The sequence below is a fragment of the Paracoccaceae bacterium Fryx2 genome (assembly GCA_032334235.1).
Classification (GTDB): Bacteria; Pseudomonadota; Alphaproteobacteria; order Rhodobacterales; family Rhodobacteraceae; genus JAVSGI01.
The window spans coordinates 332,567-350,666 of the sequence record JAVSGI010000005.1 but is presented as its reverse complement, the minus strand read 5'-3'; the positions used below and the strand labels follow the sequence as shown (position 1 = coordinate 350,666).

Genomic DNA, 18,100 nt, shown 5'->3' with positions numbered 1-18,100 from the left:
TCGTGACCGGAAAGAACAACGTCCTGAGCGGGAAGCGCGTGCTGGTGACGGGCGGTGCCGGCTTTGTCGGCTCGCACATCGTCGATCTGCTGCTGGACGAGGACTGCCGCGAGGTGGTCATCGTCGACAACATGGTGCGCGGAAGGGTGGACAACCTGGCCGATGCGCTGGCCAGCGGGCGGGTGACGCTGACCCACGGCGACATCCGCGACAAGGCGCTGATGCGCAAGCTGGTGACGGGCTGCGATACCGTGTTCCACCAGGCGGCGCTGCGCATCACCCATTGCGTCGACGCCCCCGACGATGCGATGGCGGTGATGGTCGATGCGACCTACGACCTGATGCAGCTGTGCGTGGAATCGGGCACGCGCAAGGTGGTGATGGCATCCTCGGCCTCGATCTACGGTATGGCGACCAGCTTTCCGACCGAAGAGACGCACCACCCCTACGGCAACCGCACGCTTTACGGCGCGGCCAAGACCTTTGGCGAAGGGTTGCTTCGGTCGTTCAACGACATGTACGGGCTGAACTACGTCGCCCTGCGCTACTTCAACGTCTATGGCCCCCGGATGGACATCCACGGCCGCTATACCGAGGTCATGGTGCGCTGGATGGAGCGGATCTCGCGCGGCGAGGCGCCGCTGATCTTCGGTGACGGGCTTCAGACGATGGACATGATCCATGTCCGCGACGTGGCCCGGGCCAACATCCTTGCGGCCAAGGCCGGGGCCACCGATGCGGTGTTCAACGTCGGCAGCCAGACCGAAACCTCGCTGCTCGACCTCGCCCGGCTGATGAGCGCGGAAATGGGGCGGCCCGACCTCGTGCCGGAACATCTGCCCGAACGGTCGGTCAACCCGGTGCCGCGCAGGCTCGCCTCGGCCTCGGCCGCCCGCGAACAACTGGGCTTCGAGGCGCGCATCACCCCAAGCGAGGGGTTGAGGGAACTAATCGCATGGTGGCAGAACGAGCGGGCCCAGTTCGCGGGAGCCGCGCAATGATCCCGATCGCCAAGCCCATGGTCGGCCGGGAGGAGGCCGAGGCCGCCAGCGCCGCCGTGTTGTCGGGCTGGCTGTCGCAAGGCCCGCAGGTGGCCGCTTTCGAGCGCGAGTTTGCCGACATGGTCGGCGCGGCCCATGCCTGCGCCGTGTCGAACTGCACCACCGCGCTGCATCTGGCGCTGCTGGCGGTGGGGGTCGGCGACGGGGACGAGGTCGTGACGGTCAGCCATTCCTTCATCGCCTCGGCCAATGCGATACGCCAGTGCGGCGGCATTCCCGTATTCGTCGACATCGAGGCCGACAGCTTCAACATGGATCCGGCCGCGCTTGCCCGGGCGATCACGCCAAAGACCAGGGCAATCCTCTGCGTGCATCAGATCGGGATGCCCTGCGACCTGCCGGCCATCCTTGCCGTTGCCCGCGCGCACGGCCTTGCCGTGATCGAGGATGCGGCCTGCGCGATCGGCGCGAGCATTCGCATCGACGGCGAGTGGACCAGCATCGGGCGGCCGCATGGCGACATCGTGTGCTTCTCGTTCCACCCGCGCAAGGTGATCACCACCGGCGAAGGCGGAATGCTGACGACGCAGAACCCCGACTGGGACGCCAAGCTGCGGCTGTGGCGCCAGCACGGCATGTCGGTGTCGGATGCGCAGCGCCATCGCAGCAACCTGGTGATCTTCGAGGATTATCCGGTCCAGGGCTACAACTACCGCATGACCGACATGCAGGCGGCGATCGGGCGCGAGCAGCTCAAGCGCCTGCCGGAAATCCTGGCGCGTCGCCGCGTGCTGGCCGCGTCCTACGCCCGGCTGTTGCGCGATGTCGAAGGCGTGCAGGCACCCGAGGAACCCGAGTGGGCCAGGTCGAACTGGCAAAGCTACTGTGTCAGGCTCGACCCGACCATCATCCAGCTTGATCTGATGCAGCACATGCTGCACTGCGGTATCGCCACGCGACGCGGGGTGATGTGCATCCACATGGAAAATGCCCACAGCGACCTGCCGCAGCGCCACGACCTGCGCCATTCCGAACGGGCGCGCGACCATTCGCTCCTGTTGCCGCTTTTCCCGCAAATGACCGATGCCATGCAGATGACAGTGGTTTCGGCCTTGCTGGAGTCGCTGGTGAAAAGTGGCGGTCGGCTTGGCGGCGGGCGACCGCGCAACTGGGATCGCGGCGCGAGAACCGCGTGACTCCCCGGCCAGACATCGGCCCCGTCCGGGCAAGACCCGGGCGGGGCCGTGCCTTTCTTGTGCGCGGCACCTGCCGCTGACCGCCCGCCGCCCCCCGTGCAGATCGGTGCAGATCGGTGCAGATCGGCGCGACGACCCTGTGGCTCGCCCTGATCCCCCCCTGGAATGCGGCGCCCGTCCGCCCCGGCGCGGCCGCTTTGCGGGCACGGGCTTGCACCCTCGCGGCCATCCTGCCCCCGATCCTCGGCTTGCCGCCGCCAAGGTGCGGCCGGCCCTTTTCGCAATGCGGCGGGCATCGGACGGGCCTGCCCGGCCCTGACGGCTGGGGCGCACCCGCCTGCCCAAACTTTCGGCACTCCTGCCCGGCGATGCATCGGCCTGCGCTTTCCAAAGCCGGTGCCGACCCGGCCAATGCTGCATCCCGAAACCGACACGCCCGACCGGATTTCGACCTGTTCTGCGCGAAAGTGGCATGGTCCCCCCCCGCCCCCATCCCAAAGGGTTAAGGGCGGGGGCGGCTGCTCCCTCCGGATAGCCCGACGAGGGCGGGATGCGCCAAACAGTTAATAGTAAAGAAGATTTCATCTGCCTTACAGTCAGGACATCGAACAGTGATTTCAGGAGCATCCATGTCGGCGCAGCAGAATCGAACCGGCGATGGGGCGGATGTCTGGTCGGGTGCGCCGGGCCCGCACCGCGGGACGCCGTTGCAGGGGTGGATGAACCTGCTCGGGGTCCGCATCTCGGCCGTAAACCTTGAAACGGCGACCAGCCGTATCCTGCGGGCGATTGCGCGCGACGAAAAGGGCTACATCTGCATCCGCGATGCCCATGGCGTGATCCGCTGCCAGCAGGATGCCGAACTGCGCCGCATCCACAACGAGGCCTTCATGGTGACGCCGGACGGAATGCCGCTGGTCTGGTCGCTGCGCCAGGCGGGCCACAAGACCGCGGACCGGGTCTACGGGCCCGACCTGATGCTGCAGGTCTTCGATCAGGGCCGGGCCGCCGGGGTCCGGCATTTCCTGTATGGCACGACCCACGACATCCTTGAAAAGCTGTCGGACTCCCTGACCCGGCAGTTTCCCGGCGCGCAGATCGTGGGCACATGGTCGCCGCCCTTCCGGGAACTGACACCGGCCGAGCAGGACGAGGTCGCCCGGCGCATCAATGCCTCGGGTGCGGATATCGTCTGGGTCGGGCTCAGCACGCCGAAGCAAGAGCTGTGGATGGCGCGGATGCGCGACCGTCTGCGCCCTGCCCTGCTGATCGGCGTCGGCGCCGCCTTCGACTTTCACGCGGGTATGAAGGCGCAGGCGCCCCGTTTCATCCAGCGCAGCGGCTTTGAATGGCTGTTCCGCCTTGCCTGCGAACCCCGGCGGCTGTGGCGGCGCTACATGGTCACGGTGCCAAGCTTCATCGGGCTGGTGATCGCCCAGAAGACCGGGCTGCGGGCGTTCCCGATCGAGACCGCCCGGATTGGCGGGCTGCCTGCGCCCGATCCCGCGCCCCACCCCGAGTAGGGGGTGCCGCACCCGGTTTGCCGGGACAAACGACTGGAGATTTCATGATCCGCTTTGAACGTCCGACCCGCTTTTCACGAATGACGATGCTGCACGATGGTTCCCCGTCCGCACTCCCGGTCCGCAATCCGGACAGGTGCTTCACCGGCGGGGTGAAATCTGCAAGACCTTGGAGGATCAATTGAAGGATCTTGATGAAAACATCGGCGATCTGCTGCATCCCGCGCATTTCCCGGCCCAGCACGCCGACACGTCGCAATCCCGCACCCGTCCGGCCCTGCGGCGCCAGCTTTGCCGGGCGGCGCTGGTCGCAGCCGACGCGGCAAGCCTGGTCGCTGCCTTCGGGCTTCTGGCGGGCCTTGGTGCGGTGGACGGCTCTGCCCCGGCCTTCCTGCGGGGCCTGGTGTTCGCGTCGCTGACGACGATTGCCCTTTACGCCGCGGTTTCGCTTTACCCGGGCTACAGGCTGCACCAGCACGAACTTCTCCGCCGCCGGGTTCTGGCGTCAACCGTGCGGATTTCGCGGAGAATGGGCGCTGATTTCGCGCGATCGTGGGCACGCGTTTCGCGCCATTCTGGGCAGTCATTTCACGGGATCGTGGGCAGGCTGGCCGACGCTTTCATGGAGTCAGGCTTGAACGATTTGGTCAAGCTTTTTTGTGACGGCGGAGCGCCTGCGCAGGCTTTCACCTGAGAGGGTGAGGCGGTGTGCGTTGTGAACGAGGCGGTCGAGGATGGCATCTGCGAGCGTTGGGTCGCCGATGGCTTCGTGCCACTGGTCAACGGGGAGTTGGCTTGTGACGATGGTGGAAGCGCGGCCGTGGCGGTCTTCGAGGATTTCCAGCAGGTCACGGCGCTCCGGGGCGGTGAGGACGGCGAGGCCCCAATCGTCAATGATCAGCACATCCATGCGGGCGATGGTTTTGAGGATGCGTTCATGGCGGCCATCGCCACGGGCCAGAGCAAGGGCCTCGAACATGCGCGGCGCACGTTGATAGAGGACGGGCCGCCCATCCCGGCACGCCTTGTGGCCAAGGGCGCAGGCGATCCAGCTTTTGCCCAAACCGGTCGGCCCGGTTATCAGCAGGTTCTCGTGCCGGGCGATCCAGCCGCCATCGGCAAGATGCGCCATGACACTGCGGTCAAGACCACGTGGGCTGCGCAGGTCCAGATCCTCGACGCTGGCATCTTGGCGCAGAGCCGCAAACTTGAGCCGGGAGGCCAGTTTCTTGGTGTCGCGCTCTGCAGCCTCGCGGTCGACCAGCAGGCCGAGACGCTCTTCGAACGAGAGGGCGTCGAAGGCGGTTGACCTGCGTTGTTCTTCGAGCGCCGATGCAATGCCGGTCAGGCCGAGCGCCAACAGTCGGTCGTGGGTGGGATGGGTCAGCATTTTAGTCCTTTCTCAATGGTAATAGCTGCCGCCACGAATGTTGGCGTGCTGGAGGGGGGCGACCTCTTCGGAGCCTTCCAGGAAGGCGCGATCGAGGCCGGTCTTGAGGATCGAACGAATGGAGGTGACGGTGCGGGCCCGGATGGTCACACCCCGCTGGCAGGCCGCATCAACGCGCTCCGGCCCATAGGTTTTGACCAAGGCCAGCACACCCAGGCAGGTGCGGAACCCCTGTTCAGGATGGGGGCGGTCAGCCATCACCATCTCGCAAAAGGCGGCGACGGCGGGGCCGGTCTTGGTTGCCTGCGCCAGCATTCTGGCCGGGGTCCATTCGGCAAAGCGACGATGGGCCGATGGCATATGGTCGGCCACGGTGACATGGCTGCGCCGCCCCGGGGTGCGCACGTGGCTCGCAACCCTCTGACCACGATGGAATATCTCGACCGTCTGGCCGCTTGTGCGAACATCGACCTCTTGTTTGATCAGCGCGAAGGGCACGGAATACCATGAGCTGTCGACCTCAACGTGATAGTCGGGTGCCACGCGGGCGCGCTTCCAGCGGGCGAAGACATAAGGTTCGGGCGGTAGGGGCTGAAGATTGGGCCGATCCAAAGTGGCAAACAGATCGGCGCGGCTGGCGCCATAGCCGCGCATCACGCGCATGTTCAACTCGTCCAGCAGCCGCCGGATCGCCACGTTCAACTCGGCCAATGAGAAGAACCGGTGGTTCCGCAGCCGCGCCAGAATCCAGCGTTGTGCCACTTGGACAGCCACTTCCACCTTCGCCTTGTCCCGGGGTTTGCGCGGCCGGGCGGGCAGAACGGCGGTGCCATAATGCGCCGCCATCTCGGCATAGGTCCGGTTCAGCCCCGGATCAAACCGGTCTGCCTTGATCACGGCGGACTTCAGATTGTCCGGAACCACCGCCTTTGGCACGCCGCCCAGAAAGGCGAACATCCGGATATGCGCGAGGATCCAATCTTCCAACCCCTCCGATGCCACCGCCTCGGCATAGGTGTGATTCGATGCCCCCATTGCCGCCACGAACAGCTTCATGGCCCGCGCTTCGCCGGTCGTGGGGTCGATCACGTCGATGGTGTCGCCGGCAAAGTCGACGAACACCTTCTCGCCGCCCACATGTGTCTGGCGCATCGTCGGGCGCACCCGACCCTTCCAAGCCTCGTAATGCGTGCAAAACCAAGTATAGGCAAAACCCCCGGGGTGCGCGGCACGGTATTCTTCCCAGAGCAGCATCCGCGTCACCCCAGGGCGGCGCAACTCGCGGTCAATCTCCGCCCAGTCGGGCACAAGCCGCTCCGCGTCCGGCACCGTGGGCGGGGCTGGAAACAAAAGAAGTTCAAGGCTGTCGTCATCGATCCCCTCCGGCAAGGGCCACGTGAGCCCGGCATGACGCGCCCGTTGGGTGTAGCTTCCGACGCTCCCCTTGCTCAGACCGAGGGAAGCGGCAATGGACCGCTCGCTCAGGCCTTGCCCAAGCTTCAATCGCAAAACATCTCGTATCCGGCGCATGTTCAATCGTCCTGTCGGCATCAAGCCACCCCTTCATTCCTGAAGGCGCAACTATCCTCAATTTGCCGACCAGACCTGCCCGCGATCCCGCGAAATCAGTGCCCAGCTTCACGCGAAATGACTGCCCATGATCCCGTGAAATCGATGCCCACCATCAAGCGAAACACGCAGTCAACCGCGACCCTTGCCGTTTCCGGGCTGGGGGCCGTTGCCTTTCTGGCCGATGGGGGTATCGCGGTGCAGATCGGGCTCTGCCTGCTGGTCGCGCTGCTGCTGCAACTGCCGTTGCGGTCGCTTGTTCTGCGCCAGTTGCGCCGCGCCGGGCTGTGGGGCGAGGATGTCGACGTGCCGGGCCGGCCGGACCTGGCAACCCATTTCCGCAAGAACTGGCACTACGGCATCAATCCGCGCCTTGCCGACAGTGCGCCCGAAGGAATCGCGCAGCCCCGGCAGAAGAACGCGGCGGTGCTGGCAGGCGCGGAAATCCTCGGCGACCCCGATCGGCTCGCGACCCTGCAACGCCAGTATGACGACGTGATCCTGCTGGCCGACCTTCCCGGCCTGCGGGTGTCGGGCCTGCAACCGGCGGGCCTGAACGGCCGGATCGGCCTGACCCTGCGCAGCCCGAACCCGGGCCGCACCGGCCGGGCCGTGCGCCGGGCGCTCGACCTGCTGATCGCGGTGCCGGCCGTGGTGCTGCTGTCGCCGGTCATCCTTCTGGCTGGTCTGGCGATCCGGCTTGCCGACCCCGGCCCTGTCTTCTACCGGCAGGCCCGCGAAGGCCGCGACGGATCGACCATCCAGGTGCTGAAGCTGCGCACCATGTATCGCGATGCCGAACAGCGGCTGAAGGATCTGCTGGCCCGCGACCACGAGGCCCAGGCCGAATGGCAGACCCATTTCAAGCTGAAGTCGGACCCCAGAATCCTTCCCGGTGTCGGGTCGATCCTGCGTTCCTCAAGCTGCGATGAACTGCCCCAGCTGTGGAACGTGATCGTTGGCGACATGGGCATCGTCGGCCCGCGGCCGTTCCCGTTCTACCACCTCGATGCGATGGACAAGGTCTTTCGCCGGAAACGCTGCTCGGTCACGCCGGGGATCACCGGGCTGTGGCAGGTCTCGGAACGCAGCAATGCCGACATCGACCTGCAACAGCAGCTTGACGGGTTCTACATCGACAACCGCTCGGTCTGGTTCGACCTCCACCTCGTCTTGAAGACCTTTTCCGCCGTCGTGAGCAGGAACGGCGCCCACTGACAGAAGATTCATTCCCGACAACAAACGGCATTCACAAGGACGGACATAAAATGCATGACCGCAAACGCATACTGGTCACGGGGGGGGCAGGCTTTCTCGGGTCGTTCCTCTGCGAAAAACTGCTTGCAGAAGGGCATGATGTCCTGTGCATGGACAACTACTTCACGGGTTCGCGCGACAACATCCTGCATCTGCTCGACAACAAGCGGTTCGAGCTGATCCGGCACGACGTGACCATCCCGATCCATGTCGAGGTGGACGAGATCTACAACCTCGCCTGCCCGGCCTCGCCGGTTCACTACCAGTACGATCCGGTGCAGACGATCAAGACCTCGGTGCATGGCGCGATAAACATGCTGGGTCTGGCGAAACGGGTCAAGGCCAAGGTGTTCCAGGCGTCCACCAGCGAAGTCTACGGTGACCCGGCGGTGCATCCTCAGCCGGAATCCTATTGGGGCAACGTCAACCCGATCGGGCCGCGCGCCTGCTATGACGAGGGCAAGCGCTGCGCCGAGACACTGTTCTTCGACTATCACCGCCAATACGGCGTCAGCATCCGCGTCGCGCGGATCTTCAACACCTACGGGCCGCGGATGAACCCGTCGGACGGGCGCGTGGTGTCGAACTTCATCGTCCAGGCCCTGCGCAACGAACCCGTCACCCTGTATGGCGACGGCACGCAGACCCGGTCGTTCTGCTATGTTGACGATCTGATCCGGGGCTTCGTGCGCCTGATGGGCACGGCGGACGAGGTGACCGGCCCGATCAACCTCGGCAACCCCGTGGAGTTCACGATGCGCGAGCTGGCCGAGATGGTGATCGAGCTTGTCGGCTCGCGCTCCGAGATCATCTTCAAGCCCCTGCCGCAGGATGATCCCAGGCAGCGGCGCCCCGATATCACCCGGGCCCAGAAAGAGCTTGGGTGGCAGCCGCTGGTGCCGCTGCGGGTCGGTCTCGAGCGGACGATCCTCGCCCTTGATGCGCGGCTTTCCGGCACGAACCGCGCTGCAGAGGCTGAACCGGAACGGGTCTATCCCGGTGCCGCGCCTGTTCTGGCCAGCAGTCCCTACGTGTAGGGCCACATCGGCGTGCCGGGGCCCCTTTCCCCGGCACCGCCACCGAACGGCCGCGCCCGCCCCCGTTCCCTGTCTGCGGTCGGCAGCCTGGAAGTGTCAGGCCCCGCGGGGCTCCGGTTTCACCGCTGCACCTTTCTGTGGCGGGGCACCTGTCGGCCGATCCATTCCGAATCAGTCGTGCCCGGCTTTCTCGTCAACCATTTGATCACATACAAATATCGCAGGCTCCGGACGAAACTTTCCACCACGGCCTGCATTTCCGGAATCAGATCATCCACAGGTAGAGCGCCGCCCGCGCGAAGCAGCAACCCGAGTTGATCAGACTTGCCGAAAACACCTTTTCCTGATCCTGACATTGGTGATTTTGAGGCTGATCGCATCAACATGTCGGTGCCGGGGTGGCCGCCTTCGCAACAGAAAGGCCATTCCCGCGCAGAGGAAGGCGATCACCTATAGGGCACCTCGATTTTTGACTGTTTTCGCGGCAACGGCATAGCAGGTTCTGCCCGAAGCGCGGCAGCGACCTTCAGCTGACCGATTGTTGCCTTGGTTTTTATGATCTGCCGCCCATTTCGCCTCGCGGACCTTCGGTTCAGGGCCGTTTTTAGCGATGCGCGGGGCGATCTGCGTCCTTGGCCGACCGTTTTCAGGCTGGGTGCGGGTTGATGCGACCCAGTTGGCCGAGGCGGCGCATGTTGTAGGCGAGATTCTTCATGCCGACTTTGGCCTTCGCCCGCACCAAGCCGATGGTGCGCACCAGGGTGCCGCCCATGTCGTTGGCCTGCGCGCCGAAGATGTGCTCAACCCGGACCCGCACGGTGGATTTGGTGCGGTTGCTGCCCTTGGCCTGGTCGGTCAGCGGCTTGCCCCGATTGCCCTTGCGGTGGATGTGGCTTTTCAGTTTTAAGGCGCGGAGTTTGGCCTCCATCTCCTCGGACCGATAAGCAGCATCCGCCCACACGCCAGACCCGGTGTTGCCCTGCATCAGCAGATGATCCACTGCCTGGCTGTCATGCACAGCGGCGTCGGTGACGTGGTAGCGCCGGACCAGCTTATGCGTGCGGTCCACATTCACATGGTTCTTGTAGCCGTAGTGGCTCTTGCCGTGCTTTTTCGTCCAACGTGCGTCCACATCCTTTTGCACCCGTTTCGCTGGCTTATCAGCCCAATCCTCGGGGACCTCGCCCTTCTTGATCGTTGCGTTTTCATCGCGCGTGTTGTGATTGCGCGGCACCGGCACGATGGAGGCGTCCAGGATCTGACCGCCGCGCGCAATGTAGCCCCGCCGCGCCAAATGACCGTCAAACAACCCGAACAACTCCTCCACCTTGCCGGCCTGCGCCAGCGCATCGCGATACAGCCACACCGTCTTGGCGTCGGGCACCCGGTCACCAAGGCCCAACCCCAGGAAGCGCATAAAGGAAAGCCGGTCGCGGACCTGATATTCGATCTGATCATCCGACAGGTTGTAAAGCGCGCTCAGAACCAGCGTCTTGAACATCAGCACCGCATCTATCGGCTTGCGCCCCGCGCGGGACTTGCGATCCGCAACAGGCTTGCGCCAGACCCGCTCAAGAGCCGGACGAAACTCCTCCCACGGCACGACGGCATCAATTTCGACCAGCGGATCCCTTTTGGCATCGAGGCTCGCGTAACGGTCCGAAAGATCGAAAAAACCCATCTGCGCCATCGTTGCATCCCCAATGCCAGTTCACTGTCTCACCATACCGAAGTGCGGGGGATGGGGCAATTTATAGAGGTGCCCTATACCTGGGAAGACGGCCGCATGAAACGCAGTTTCCATTTAAAGCTGTAGAACCCCGCAGTCCCTCAATTCAAAACTGATCCAAAGCAAGAATATGACTGTCATTTTGATATTTTAGCTCGGAACTTACACGCATTACGTGCATTCAATTTGATACTTCAACTAAAAGCCGATTGTTTGTCCGGGAATTTTAGAGTCGAAGTCCAACTCAAATTCCGTTAAGAGTCCGTTAATGTAACGACGTGCTTAGCAACTTTATTTGAGAGTGGAGGATACCTTTGGAACACAGGAATATCAGCCCGTTGGGGCCTAGAGATCGCGGAGACAACACCGTCAAAGTGCATGCGGTGGTGCAGAATGCGACGAAATCTGCAACATTGACGATGGTGGTCGTCGATTCCCGGAACCTGGAGAGGGAAGCCTTCGTCCGTTATGTCTCGATGACCCACAAGGAACGGGGGATCGAGATCGTCGGGCGCAGCTCTGTCGAAGAGTGGTTTTCATTGGGCGGGTCTTCGGACCGGGAACGCGCAACGATCCTGCTGAACATCGGAACGCAGGAACCGACCAATCCGGCCTGCGCCGCGAGCATCAGGGCCGCCGTGGAAAGGGCAAAGCCGACGCCCGTCGTCATCCTCGGCGCGTCCGAGGACATTCGCGAGATGATCGCCGCATTCGATTGCGGGGCTCAGGGGTACATGCCCACGTCGGTTGGAATCGACGATATCGTCGAGGCGGCACGACTGACGGCAACCGGCGGGATCTTTCTTCCCAAGGCCAGCATCATCGCGCTGCGCGATCTTTTCGGCGAACGGCCCGATCAACACCGCAAGTCCCTGTCGGAAGAGAATTTCACCAACCGTCAGATCGACATCTGCGACGCCCTTCGCTGCGGGAAGTCGAACAAGGTGATCGCCTATGATCTGAACCTGTGCGAAAGCACGGTGAAGGTTCACATCCGCAACATCATGAAGAAGCTGAAGGCGACAAACCGGACCGAGGCCGCATTCAAATTGAACCGGCTGTATTTCGGCGCGCCCGATCACCATTGGGCACCTCTATTAATACGACATTCTCGGCTTTCCTATGGCGTAACCCATTGATTTAATGCGATGCGCCTTCTGGAATTGTGCATTAATAGAGGTGCCCCATTGACCCTGCGGCGCGCGGGCGCCTTCCGCAGGGTTGCGGCCCGGCGTCCGCGAACCGCCCTTCCGGGCCAGCCGGGCCAGCCTTCGTGCCCCTGGCCCTGATGGCTCATCTGTCGATGCGGCGTGCAGACCGCACGACAGCCATGAACTCCCTGCGCGCCTTGAAGGCGAAGAAAAGCAGCAGCGCCACCGATGACGCCTGGAACACGGCCTGCGGCCCTTCGGCAGCAACCAGCACCAGGGCCAGCGCGGCAAAGCACAGTACCCGGACCAGGTGGGTCGGGATGCCGGGCCAGTCCCGGGTCTCGCGCCCTGCGCGATACAGGATGTAGGGCAGCCACTTCGCGAAGGCATGTGCCGCGATGGCGACCGGCGCCAGGACCACGACCGGCACCAGCACCAGAAAGGCCGCACTGCGTGCCAGTTGCAACCCGAGGTAAAGCCAGACTCGGGTTGCCTTGTCGAAGCGGTTGTAAAGCCGGAACCAGAGCCATGTCGCAAGCAGAACCCCGGCCCATGCCACCGGATCAGACCATGCCGGCACCTGCGGCCAGCGCAGCGCCACGATGGCCGCAGTGCCGCAGCCTGCCGCCCAGAGCCACGGCTCGACGCTCGGCGTGGCGACCTCGGTCTTGCCGAAGGTCCGGCTGAGCGTCGGGCTGGCCTCGAACCGCTCGGCCACCAGATCGTTGTCGACGTATCCCCGCTCATAGATCGCCCAGAAAGACACCAGCAGCAGCAGCAGCCCCGCCAGATGTGCCACGGGCAGCGCCGCGACCCAGACCGAACACAGCACCCAGAGCGTGAAATCCTCCCAAAGGATGCTGCGCGCGATGTAAAGCCGGTCGTCCGGGCGCTTGACCTTCAGGATGTATCGCCCGGGGTAGTAGATCCCGGCGAAGGCCGGGCGGTAGCGGGCCTCCGGCCAGATCACGCGCAGCGGCTGCGCGCAGGCATCCAGCAGCGGGCGGTCCGCGACCGAGTCGGTGATGACCATGCTCTGCCGCACGAGGTCTTGTCCAAGCGCCCCGGCGGCAAGCGCAAGCTTGCCTTCCGAACGGTCGCTGAAGCGGTCAGGGCGGGCTGCCACGACCCGCGCCCCGGCAAGCCCGAGGGCCGCGATCAGCGGCGTGACCACCGGCAGGAACCCCACGGTCACGACGATGGGCAAGGGCTGGCGCGTTGCCAGCGCCGATAACAGCGCCGCATTGCCGTGCTCGGCCGCAAGGGGCCGGCACCGGGCGCGCCAGGCCGGCCACACCCACGGGAACAGCGCCCCCACCAGCCGCACGCGCCACACGTCGCGCGTCTCGTGGCCGCCCGTCCAGCGCCACGGGGCCACGATCTCCAGCAGTTTCAGCACCAGCATCACCAGAATGCCCGGCCGGGCGGAATCGATGAAATCCTCGGTCGAGTTCCGCAGATAAAGCGTTTCGTCAAGATCCACGAGCACCGGGCCGTCAAAGGCCGCCAGCGCATCAAGCGCCGGGCGGGGCAAGGCAAGATGCGGATCGTGGGGTTCACCGGTATCCATCGGCTGTCCTGCTCGATTGAAATGCCGAGCCTGAAGATTGCAACCCGGCGATGCGTCAAGGAAAATGCGGTCTTCGTTCCGGTTCATCCTGTCCGGAAATGCACGTTCCACGTCAACTGCCCGCAAGCGAGTCTGTCAATCGGCTTTGAAAAGGGATCTCCGATTGGATGAAGCCGGTCAGGGCGTCTACCTCTTATGCGACCTCGGCCGCCCCCGCCCAGCCGATCCTGCACCGCCCGGCCGGAATGCCGCGCGATTCATCATCCGAACAGGTGCGTTTCCTGCCGCGGGAAGGCCGTGTTATGCCATTGTGGCGGGTCATGGCACCCGATTGCGTAGCGCGCGGGGTCGCGGTCTTCCGAAAATGCGGTCGGCGCAAAAGTCCCGCGGCAGCGCCCGACACAGGTGGAAAGAACGGAAGTGATCGAGGCAACCGGAAGACCCGCGGATCAGGCTTTCGACGCCGATGTGCTGATGCCCTGGCGCCGCCGGGGCAGCGCGCTTGTGACGGAACACCGCGCCGAATTCAACCGGCTGCTGGAACGGGTGGATGCGCTGGTCGCGTCCGGGCGCGACACGCAGGCCGCCGCAGCCGCACAGGTGGCCGCGAATTACGCGACCTTCTGGCACGCCGGACTGTTCGCCTCGGCCTCGCTCGAACGGGCGCTTCAGGCAATCGGGGAACGTGCCGCCCCCTGCGAGGGCCGCGCCCCGCAGACTGCCGACCCGCGCAGGGCGATGAAGGTCCTGCATGTCGCCACACAGGTGGCCGTCGTGGCCGGCCACGCGCGGATGATGGCAAGATGGATCGACCACGATGCCGCGAACAGCCATTCGCTGGCCCTGACCCGACAGGCGGGCGAGGTGCCCGGGTCCCTTTCGCAGGCGGTGACCGCCAGCGGGGGCCGCGTCGCGCACCTGAACCGGGCGGTCGGCGGCCTGCTGGTCTGGGCGCGGCGGCTTCAGGGCATGATCGCAGAGGCAGACCTTGTCGTGCTGCATGTCCACAACATGGACGTGATACCCTTCATCGCGCTGGCGGGGATGCGCCGGCGACCGCCGGTGATCTTTCTCAATCACTCCGACCACCTGTTCTGGCTTGGCGCCGGGTTTTCGGACCTGGTGGTGAACACCCGCGTCTCGGGCTTCCGGCTGTCGGAAACCCGGCGCGGCATCGACGAACGCCGCAATGCGCTGCTGCCGCTGTGCCTTGAGCCGGTGGCGCCGCGGGGGTCGCGCGATCTGGCCAGAAAGAGCCTCGGCCTGCCATCAGACAGCATCGTGATCCTGACCATCGCCCGTTCGGTGAAGTTCCGCCCGGTCGGCGGGCAAAGCTACGCGGATGCCCTGCTGCCGATCCTGCGCCATGATCCGCGGGTCTGGCTGGTTGCGGTCGGGCCGGGGCGCACGGTCGGCTGGGGGGCCGACGACCCCGACATAGCACGCCGGATCATGACCTTCGACGAGCGGCCCGACACCGCGCAGTTTCTGGACGCGGCCGACATCTATCTGGATTCCTTTCCGTTCTCGTCGATCACCTCGATGTTCGAGGCCGGTCTGCACGGCCTGCCGCTGATCACCCGCAATCCCTTCGGGCCCGGCTGCGAGATCATGGGGGCGGACTCGCCGGGCCTGGACGACGGGCTGATCCGCACGCAATCGACCGCGGGCCTTCAGACCGGGATTGCCCGGCTGATTTCCGACCCTGCGGCCCGCGCCGCGATCGGCGAGCGCACCCGGCAGGACATCCTGGCGACCAACACCGGCGCTGCGTGGACCGAGGCGCTGCACGAGGTCTACGCCAGGGCGATGCGCTGCCCCAGGGCCACCCCCGCCACGATGCCCGAGGATACCGCCGCCACCGACGATGTCGATTGCTTCTCGCCCTTCGTCTACGGGAACATCCAGACCGACCCGTCCGCGGCGCGCAAGCTTGCCATAGCCCGCGAGACGGCGCTGAAGGTCCTGCCGCCGGGCCTGCGCCTGCGGACGTGGGCGGCGCTGGCCCTGCAGGGCGGCTTTGCCTTCCGGTCGTCGGTCGATGCCTGGAAATATCTTGTGCCCGAATGGGTCAGCAGCAGGGCGCGCGGGACTGTCCGCATCCGGAGGAGCCATTGAATACGCACCCCCCCCTTCCCGACCAGACATTCAGCATCCTGTACTGCGCCAATGCCCGCTATTTTCCCCATGTCGCCGTTTCGGCCCTGTCGGCCGCGGACAGCAATCGCGGGGCGTTTCTGGATGTTCACCTGATCACCTGTGACCGCGACGACGCCGCGGAAACGCTGCTGCGCCAGAGCTTCGCCGCCGCCGCCAATCTGGGCCTGACCCTGCACCGGGTCGAGGCGGCCACGGTCAGCGACTTCTTCGTGGACGGCTTTCTGTCGAAGGAATGCTACCTGCGCCTGTTCGCGCCCCAGATCCTGCCCGAAAGCATCGACCGTCTGATCTACCTCGATTCCGATACCGTGGTGGTCGATGACCTCGGCCCGCTCTGGTCGCTCGACCTTGGCGACGATCTGGTTGCCGCGGCGCCGGACTATCCGTTGCTGCCCGCCATGGTCTCGCCCGACCGCCTGCGGGAGATCGGGCTTCCGGCCGGGCATCCTTACGTCAACTCCGGCGTGCTGGTGATGGACCTGTCGCGCTGGCGCGCGGACCGCACGACCGAACGGCTGGTCCGCTTCATCGAGCAGCAGGGGGCCAGGCTGGTGTTCCACGATCAGGACGCGATCAACGCGGTGCTTCAGGGCCGGATCCATCTGCTCGACTGCCGCTGGAACCTGCAGGCGCGGATGTATCTGTGCGGTCGCCGCCAGTTCCCCCGCGAGGTGTCCGAGACGGTGGCCGCCCGCAGGCGGCCGGCGATCCTGCACTACACCGGGTCGGAAAAGCCCTGGCTGTTCCGCTCGCGCATCCCGCGCAAGGGCGACTACATCCGCTACCGGCGCAAGACCGCCTGGCCGCCGGACGAAACCGCACGAGCCCTTACGCCGGCCCAGCGCGCCGAATTCGCCCTGGACCGGGCGCTGTCGCTGATCGGGATCGACTATCTCCAGGTGCTCTGGACCCTGCGTCGGGTGCCGGTGAAACTGGCGGGCGCTGTCGGCCTTGGCCGCCCGGGCGTGCCCCGGCCATGAGCAGCGTCCGGCGATCCGTCCTGTTCTCGGCCGTCGACCGCTATGTGACGCAGGTGTTGATGATCGGCACCACCATGGTGATGGCCCGCATCCTGACCCCGGCGGAAACCGGGCTGTTCTTCGTCGCGAATGCCGTCGTGCTGCTGGCCGAGAACTTCCGCGAATTCGGAGTCAGCAGTTTCATCGTGCAGGAACGCACGATCAGCCGCGCCGTGGTGCGCAGCGCCTTTACCGTGACGCTGGTGCTGTCGATGCTGATGGGGCTGGCCTTCTACCTCGGCGCGGCCGGCATCGCCGGGTTCTACGGCGAGCCGGACCTGCAACGGCTGATCGAGGTCGCGACGATCTCGATCCTGGTGATCCCCTTTGCCACGCCGGCCCTGTCGCTGCTCCGGCGCGATCTGGCGTTCCGGGCGCTTGCGGTGATCAACATTACTGCCGCCGTCGCCAATGCCGGCGTGACGATCGTGCTGGGGTTCGCCGGTTTCGGCCCGATGAGCTACATGTGGGGCTATGTCGCCTCGAACGCGATCATCGCTGTCGTCGCCTTCGGCTTCCGGCCCGGGCTATGGATGTATGGCCCCTCGCTGTTCCAGATCCGCCGCCTTCTGTCGTTCGGGGCGGCATCCTGTTCGGTGACGCTGCTCAACATGGCCTACGAGATGCTGCCAAGGCTCGCCTTCGGCAAGATCCTCGGTTTCGACGCGGTCGGCCTGTATGCGCGTGCGGTGACCGTCTGCCAGTTGCCGGACAAGACCGTCGTTTCGGCCCTGCAGCCGGTTGTGCTGCCGGCCATGGCGGTGCGGGTGCGGGCCGGGGGTGCGCTGAAGACCAGCTACCTGCGCGGGTTCGAGCTGATGTCGGCCATCCAGTGGCCGATGCTGATCATGCTTGCCATCCTTGCCGACCCGGTGGTGGCGATCCTGCTGGGCAGCCAGTGGGGCGAGGTTGCACCGCTTGTCCGCCTGATCGCCATCGGCACCATGGCGCTGGCGCCGGCCTTCCTCACCTACCCGGTGCTCGTGGCGGCGGGGCGGGTGCAGGATACGCTTTACGCCAGCCTGATCTCGATTCCGCCCTCGATCGTGGCGATGATCGTCGCGGCCAACATGTTCGGGCTTGCCGGGGTCGCGGCCAGCCTGCTGGTGATCGCCCCGTTCCAGATGCTGGTCGCGCTGCTGTTCATCCGGCGCGCCATCGGGCTGAGCCTGGTCGAAATGGCACATACCGCCCGGGCAAGTGCGTTGCTGACGCTGGGCACCGCCATCGTTCCGGTGATCGTGCTGGCGGTGTCGCCCACGGGGTTCGACATGGACTGGCTTCATGCCGGGCTGGCCGTGCTGGGCGGGGCGGTCGGGTGGCTTGTGGCCCTGCGGCTGACCCGGCATCCGCTGGGTGCCGAGATCCTGGCCGCGCTGCGGATCGTCGCGGGCAGGCGGGGCCAGCCGCAGCCGACCCTGCCCGCGACCCCCCTGGACTGACCGCCGCCGGGCCGGAGACCCGCCAGCCGAAAGACCAGATTGACAGGGTCGGCGGG

14 protein-coding genes are annotated in these 18,100 nt (G+C 65.3%); 10 read left to right on the top strand and 4 right to left on the bottom strand.

What is annotated here, in order from left to right:
* The first annotated feature begins 2 nt into the window (after window positions 1–2).
* The 4 genes from RNZ50_10950 to RNZ50_10935 all read left to right on the top strand — a co-directional run bounded on the left by RNZ50_10950 (window position 3) and on the right by RNZ50_10935 (window position 4,414).
* A complete protein-coding gene (locus RNZ50_10950) occupies window positions 3–1,001 on the top strand; it encodes an NAD-dependent epimerase/dehydratase family protein (protein MDT8855522.1) in 999 nt (332 codons plus the stop codon).
* The gene (locus RNZ50_10945; GenBank protein MDT8855521.1) at window positions 998–2,197 is read left to right on the top strand and encodes a DegT/DnrJ/EryC1/StrS family aminotransferase; all 1,200 of its coding nucleotides are present in this window, start codon (window positions 998–1,000) and stop codon (window positions 2,195–2,197) included. The genes RNZ50_10950 and RNZ50_10945 overlap by 4 nt, the downstream gene beginning before the upstream one ends.
* 629 nt (window positions 2,198–2,826) lie before the next feature.
* Window positions 2,827–3,720, top strand: coding sequence for a WecB/TagA/CpsF family glycosyltransferase (locus RNZ50_10940; GenBank protein MDT8855520.1), 894 nt, complete (start codon window positions 2,827–2,829; stop codon window positions 3,718–3,720).
* A gap of 181 nt (window positions 3,721–3,901) precedes the next feature.
* Entirely contained in the window at window positions 3,902–4,414 is a 513-nt protein-coding gene (locus RNZ50_10935; protein ID MDT8855519.1) for a hypothetical protein, read from the top strand.
* Here the strand turns inward: RNZ50_10935 and istB are convergent.
* On the bottom strand, window positions 4,349–5,110 hold the full coding sequence (gene istB, locus RNZ50_10930; GenBank protein ID MDT8855518.1) for an IS21-like element helper ATPase IstB: 762 nt from the start codon (window positions 5,108–5,110) through the stop codon (window positions 4,349–4,351). The genes RNZ50_10935 and istB overlap by 66 nt on opposite strands.
* 12 nt (window positions 5,111–5,122) lie before the next feature.
* Window positions 5,123–6,661, bottom strand: coding sequence for an IS21 family transposase (istA, locus tag RNZ50_10925; GenBank protein MDT8855517.1), 1,539 nt, complete (start codon window positions 6,659–6,661; stop codon window positions 5,123–5,125).
* A 96-nt stretch (window positions 6,662–6,757) separates the two neighbouring features.
* On the opposite strand from istA, the gene RNZ50_10920 reads away from it, so the two are divergent.
* Window positions 6,758–7,897: a sugar transferase gene (locus tag RNZ50_10920; GenBank protein MDT8855516.1), complete on the top strand. Its 1,140-nt coding sequence runs from the start codon at window positions 6,758–6,760 to the stop codon at window positions 7,895–7,897.
* Between the two features lie 50 nt (window positions 7,898–7,947).
* A complete protein-coding gene (locus RNZ50_10915; GenBank protein MDT8855515.1) occupies window positions 7,948–8,973 on the top strand; it encodes a UDP-glucuronic acid decarboxylase family protein in 1,026 nt (341 codons plus the stop codon).
* 646 nt (window positions 8,974–9,619) lie between these two features.
* Here RNZ50_10915 and RNZ50_10910 read toward each other — a convergent pair.
* Entirely contained in the window at window positions 9,620–10,663 is a 1,044-nt protein-coding gene (locus tag RNZ50_10910; GenBank protein ID MDT8855514.1) for an IS5 family transposase, read from the bottom strand.
* 353 nt (window positions 10,664–11,016) lie between these two features.
* Here RNZ50_10910 and RNZ50_10905 point away from each other — a divergent pair, with 353 nt between their 5' ends.
* Window positions 11,017–11,841 carry a response regulator transcription factor gene (locus tag RNZ50_10905; protein MDT8855513.1) on the top strand — a complete coding sequence of 275 codons (825 nt, stop codon included), beginning with the start codon at window positions 11,017–11,019 and terminating at the stop codon, window positions 11,839–11,841.
* Between the two features lie 154 nt (window positions 11,842–11,995).
* On the opposite strand, the gene RNZ50_10900 is transcribed toward RNZ50_10905, so the two are convergent.
* Window positions 11,996–13,423 (bottom strand): haloacid dehalogenase-like hydrolase, encoded by a 1,428-nt coding sequence (locus RNZ50_10900; protein ID MDT8855512.1) that lies wholly within the window; start codon window positions 13,421–13,423, stop codon window positions 11,996–11,998.
* Between the two features lie 420 nt (window positions 13,424–13,843).
* Here RNZ50_10900 and RNZ50_10895 point away from each other — a divergent pair, with 420 nt between their 5' ends.
* The 3 genes from RNZ50_10895 to RNZ50_10885 are packed head-to-tail and all read left to right on the top strand — an operon-like array spanning window position 13,844 to window position 18,044.
* Window positions 13,844–15,541, top strand: a complete 1,698-nt coding sequence (locus RNZ50_10895) for a hypothetical protein (protein ID MDT8855511.1) — start codon at window positions 13,844–13,846, stop codon at window positions 15,539–15,541.
* Window positions 15,538–16,563: a glycosyltransferase family 8 protein gene (locus RNZ50_10890; GenBank protein MDT8855510.1), complete on the top strand. Its 1,026-nt coding sequence runs from the start codon at window positions 15,538–15,540 to the stop codon at window positions 16,561–16,563. The genes RNZ50_10895 and RNZ50_10890 overlap by 4 nt, the downstream gene beginning before the upstream one ends.
* Complete coding sequence (locus RNZ50_10885; GenBank protein MDT8855509.1) at window positions 16,560–18,044, top strand: lipopolysaccharide biosynthesis protein; 1,485 nt, start codon at window positions 16,560–16,562, stop codon at window positions 18,042–18,044. Before RNZ50_10890 ends, RNZ50_10885 begins: the two co-directional genes overlap by 4 nt.
* Window positions 18,045–18,100 lie beyond the last annotated feature (56 nt).